The organism is Arthrobacter sp. SDTb3-6 (assembly GCF_013376095.1).
Lineage (GTDB): Bacteria > Actinomycetota > Actinomycetes > Actinomycetales > Micrococcaceae > Specibacter.
The window spans coordinates 1-4,311 of the sequence record NZ_JAAMFN010000082.1 but is presented as its reverse complement, the minus strand read 5'-3'; the positions used below and the strand labels follow the sequence as shown (position 1 = coordinate 4,311).

Here is a 4,311-nt window from a genome sequence, read left to right as displayed (position 1 = left end):
TATGGGACTGGGCGTCGTGTTGGAGCCAAGTTCAGTTGTTGCCACGAGTACATCCTTCGGTGAAAGACTGACAGTAGTGACCAAAGGCCGGTCACGTTTTCAGGTCCAGGTTCCACCACTTGACCCCTTGTCCATCGACAAGAAGTCAAGTGCCGGTGATGACCTCTGTTCTTCAAAGAGCCAGGACCGAGCTCGTTATATTTGGGTTGTTGTCACGGACGCGTCGTCCTTCTGTCTAGGGCGAGCAACGTGGATCATTCCATGCCTCATTTGTATGGTCTGGCGGCTTGCGTATTGCTTCCGGCGCAAACCCACTTGGCCGGCAGGGCCCGGACCGCTGAAGCAGAATGCGCAGCCGGGCGGAGACTAGGCATTGCTGTGTCGAAGGCACATCAGGGTATAGGCGCGTGCAGCCGCGGTTAGTTCTGCGATGCTGACGGATTCGTTGACTTGATGAGCCTGGTCGTTGAGGCCACCGGGACCCATCACGATCGTGGCTACCCCAAGATCCCGGGCGATGAAGCCACCGTCGCAGGCGGCGGTCCAACCGCCTATCGAGCTTGTCCACCCAGTGTCCGCCAGCGCCGAAACCGAGTTTGCCACGAGAGCATGCGATGTCTCGGTGCGGAACCCCGGCATATCCATGGTTACCTTTGCGTCGACGGAAATTCCATTGGAATCGATGCCGGCCTCACTGATTTGCACGCGGAGCTTGTCGAGGATCAGGTGTGCATCTTCATTCGGCATGAGCCGGCGATCGAGGGATAAGGTGCATTCGGCCGCCACCATTGACGTTCCGGTGCCGCCCCTGACAATGCCGGTGTTCCAACTCCCGGCTCCCAGCAACGGGTCTTGGTCGTCTTGCAGGCGGTCATGGTCGGCGCGGATCAGCTCCAAGATTTTGGCCGCGGCATCGATGGCGTTTCGCCCATCCGCCGGCCGGCCCGAGTGGGCAGACTTTCCGGTCACAGATATCTGAATGTAGCTGTCCCCGCGGCAACCAATGACCGTTTCCAAATCAGTGGGTTCTGCCACGACGCAGGCGGAATAGGACATGGCCAAGCCAGGAGGCGCCGTCTGGCTGGCCAAGGCGGCGTTGGTGTAGGCCCTGATACCTAGTCCCAGATCCTCCTCATCCACCGTGCAGGCCAAGGCGACGTTACCGGGCAGGTGGACTCCTCCTTCTTTCAGGGCCTTCAGGGCAACGGCTACGGCCGCCAGCCCTCCCTTCATGTCCGTGGAGCCCCGTCCGTAGAGCCGCCCATCGCGGATGAACGGCTCAAACGGCGGACATTCCCAACCGTCCCCGACGGGGACGACGTCAGAATGACCGAGAAACATGAACCCGGGCAAGCTCCCACCCGGCAGAACGGCCGTGAAATTTGGCCGGCCCGGAGCAATGGCCTGTGTTTGGGTTTCGAGCCCGGCGCTGCAGCAGAACTCATGGAGGACTGCAACCGTGGCCTCCTCGGTACCGCCGGGATTCTCCCCGCCTGCAGCGATCAGCGCGGAGGTGAGCGAAACAAGTTCGGACTCGGAAATCAGCCCCAGAATGCGTTCTTCCTGTGGCGTGATCACGCGCCGTACCCGACTCTCATGCCGGCGAGTTCCCGGTCCACTGCCCGCCGGAGCCTTACTATGCCTTCTTCGGCCCGTTCGGGGGTGGTGGTTGCAAAGCAGAGCCGCAGGGCGTCGTCGAACTTTCCGCTTGCGGACAGGGCGGGCCCGGGGATGAAGGCGACACCCTCCGCCAGGGCCGTCTCGAATAGCCTGCGGGTGGAGATCCGCGCATCTTCACCCTGTAGCGTGAGCCAGAGAAAGAAGCCGCCTTCGGGATCGGTGGTGGTGACCCTGCCGCCCAAGTGGCGGCGAAGGCTTTCCTGCATGGCGTCCTTGCGGCGCTTGTACTCCGTGCGCAGGCCGGCGAGGTGACCGTCCAGGCCGCCGCGTCGGATGAACTCCGCAATAATGTGCTGGGCAGGAACGTTTGCGCACGTGTCCATGGCCTGCTTGGCATTGATGACGAGCTGGCGCAACGCTGGGTCTGTGTCCACCCAGCCCACACGCAGGCCGGGTGCCAGGATCTTGGAGAACGTCCGAACGGAGAAGAGCAGCGGATCCCCGGGGCTCAGGGCCTGTAGCGAGGGCAGGTCCTGGCCTTCGAAACGCAACAGACCGTAGGGGTCATCGTCAATGATGACCGAATTCCATCGGTGCGCCAGCTCCAGAAGCTGGTGGCGGCGGGGCAGCGAAAGGGTCGTTCCGGAGGGGTTCTGAAAGTTCGGAATGGTGTAGATCGCCTTGGGTGTGCGGCCTGTGGCGGCTACCAGCTCGGGAAGTGCCTCTACGATCAGGCCGTTCTCGTCCATGGGTGCCTCGAGCAGTTCGGCGCCGTAGCTCAATGCCGTGGCGCTGCCGTTGGTATACGTCGGGCTTTCCACGATCACCAGGTCGCCGGGGTTGATGAAGATCTTGCACGCCAAATCAAGGCCCTGCATGCCGCCGGCGGTAATGGTGATCCGTTCCTCGGAGGTGGGCTCTGAAGTCCCGGCCAGGTAGCCAACGAGGGCCTTCAGCAGCACAGGTTCGCCCTCGGTGGCGCCGTAGGTCATGGAACTGTGGTCGATGACCGTGTCGGCGATGTCGCGGAACTCGGCCAGCGGCACTGCTTCATCTGCCGGTGAACCCATGGCGAAGCGGACTATGTCGTGGCTCTGTGCAGCCAACAGGGAAGTGCTGGAATCAATGACCGACCCGACGAGGTCGGCTGCACGGTCAGCCAGTGGCAGGGTGGCACGGGATCGGGTGTCAAAGCGATTAGCAGTCATGGCCTAGGCGCCTTTCTGGATGAGTTCACGGGGGAAGCTGGTAAAGGTTTCCACGCCGTCGGCGGTGACGCGGATCGATTCGGAGAGTTCGTAGCCATAGTTCTCCATCCACATACCTCCGATTATGTGGAACGTCATGTTTTCCGAGAGAACTGATTCATCCTCGGAACGGACGGAAATGGTGCGCTCGCCCCAGTCTGGCGGATAACCGATGCCAATCGAGTAACCAATGCGGGACGGCTTTTCGAGGCCATACTTGGCAAGCGTCCAGTTCCAGGTTCGGGCCAGTTCGCGGACGGGAACACCCGGCCGTACCTCGTCCAGCACCGCGTTCAGGCCGTCTGCGACGGCATCAGCAAGCTTTGCGAGGCGCTCTGGCTTCTTGCCCAAGGTCAGTGTGCGTGCCAGCGGCGTGTGGTAACGCTGGTGTGCGCCGGCTAGTTCGATGACCACGGATTGTCCCGCCTCGAAGCGGTCTTCGCTCCAAGTCAGGTGCGGGGTGTCTGCTGCCTCGCCGGTGGGGAGCATAGGTACGATTGCCGGATAGTCCCCGCCGATCCCGCCGGTTCCCTTGATCTGGGCCTGGCTTATGGCCGCTGCGGCATCACATTGGCGGAGTCCCACCTCGATCGTGTCGACTGCAGCCTGCATCGCCACCATGCAGACCTGTGCTGCGCTGCGCATGAGCTGCACTTCGGCAGGCGACTTGATGGAGCGGACCCAGTTAACCAGCTCGAAGCTGTCCACGAGGGTCCACTCGGGGATGGCATTGACGAGGGACCGGTAGGCCTTGGGAGAGAAAAAGTGAGAGTCCATTTCCAGTCCTACACAACCCTTGGCCGCGGGGGCAATGAGATAGCGTTCCCGCAGTGCAAAGGCCACCCAGTCGAAGGGATGTACATGCGGCCGGTGGACGTATTGTTCCGGGTACCCAATGATGCAGCCTTGCGGCAGCCAGCTCGTGCGGGTAGCCCCGCCAGCATCCATGGCCCTGGTGAAGAGGAGCATGGGTCCATCAGCGGGGACGAAGACGAGCTGGGGCGTATAAAAGGACCACGCGTTGTACCCGGTCAGATAGTAGATGTTCGACGGGTCGGTCACAAGCAGGGCCGCCAGGCCTTGGTTGGCCATCCGCCCACGGACGCCCGCAAGGCGGGCGGCATATTCTTCTTGGCTAAAGAGCAAGGAAGATACCCCTAACAAATAGTAGATTGTTTACAATGTAATTCATATGGCGGGCCTCACACAACTGACCTCCACTGACTAGCTCAGCAGCCCGCCAGTTACCGTTCAGTGACGGCGGGAGAGGGAGGTGCGGGCCCCGTCGTGATTCCCGTCCTACGCGGAGACCAGTCGGTGCCAGTCGGCGGCGAGGGGCAAGTCGTGGGCATCCGAGACTGAGCGATGCGCGACCTCGCCGGCGGCGATGTTGAGGCCGGCTGCCAGGATGGCGTCACGCTCCAAGGCTGCCTTGACGCCTAGA

3 protein-coding genes are annotated in these 4,311 nt (G+C 62.0%); all 3 read right to left on the bottom strand.

Annotated features, from left to right (window positions below):
- Positions 1–366: 366 nt before the first annotated feature.
- Genes G6035_RS19245 through G6035_RS19235 form a run of 3 tightly spaced genes read right to left on the bottom strand, consistent with a single transcriptional unit; the run spans position 367 to position 4,013 of the window.
- Positions 367–1,578, bottom strand: coding sequence for a M20 family metallopeptidase (locus tag G6035_RS19245; RefSeq protein ID WP_176618711.1), 1,212 nt, complete (start codon positions 1,576–1,578; stop codon positions 367–369).
- Positions 1,575–2,828 (bottom strand): PLP-dependent aminotransferase family protein, encoded by a 1,254-nt coding sequence (locus tag G6035_RS19240; RefSeq protein ID WP_176618710.1) that lies wholly within the window; start codon positions 2,826–2,828, stop codon positions 1,575–1,577. The genes G6035_RS19245 and G6035_RS19240 overlap by 4 nt, the downstream gene beginning before the upstream one ends.
- Positions 2,829–2,831: 3 nt before the next feature.
- The gene (locus G6035_RS19235) at positions 2,832–4,013 is read right to left on the bottom strand and encodes a M24 family metallopeptidase (protein ID WP_176618709.1); all 1,182 of its coding nucleotides are present in this window, start codon (positions 4,011–4,013) and stop codon (positions 2,832–2,834) included.
- Positions 4,014–4,311: the final 298 nt, after the last annotated feature.

Excerpts from the sequence above, each read along its gene's own strand:
- G6035_RS19240 (WP_176618710.1), bottom strand. The coding sequence starts at position 2,828 with ATGACTGCTAATCGCTTTGACACCCGATCCCGTGCCACCCTGCCACTG.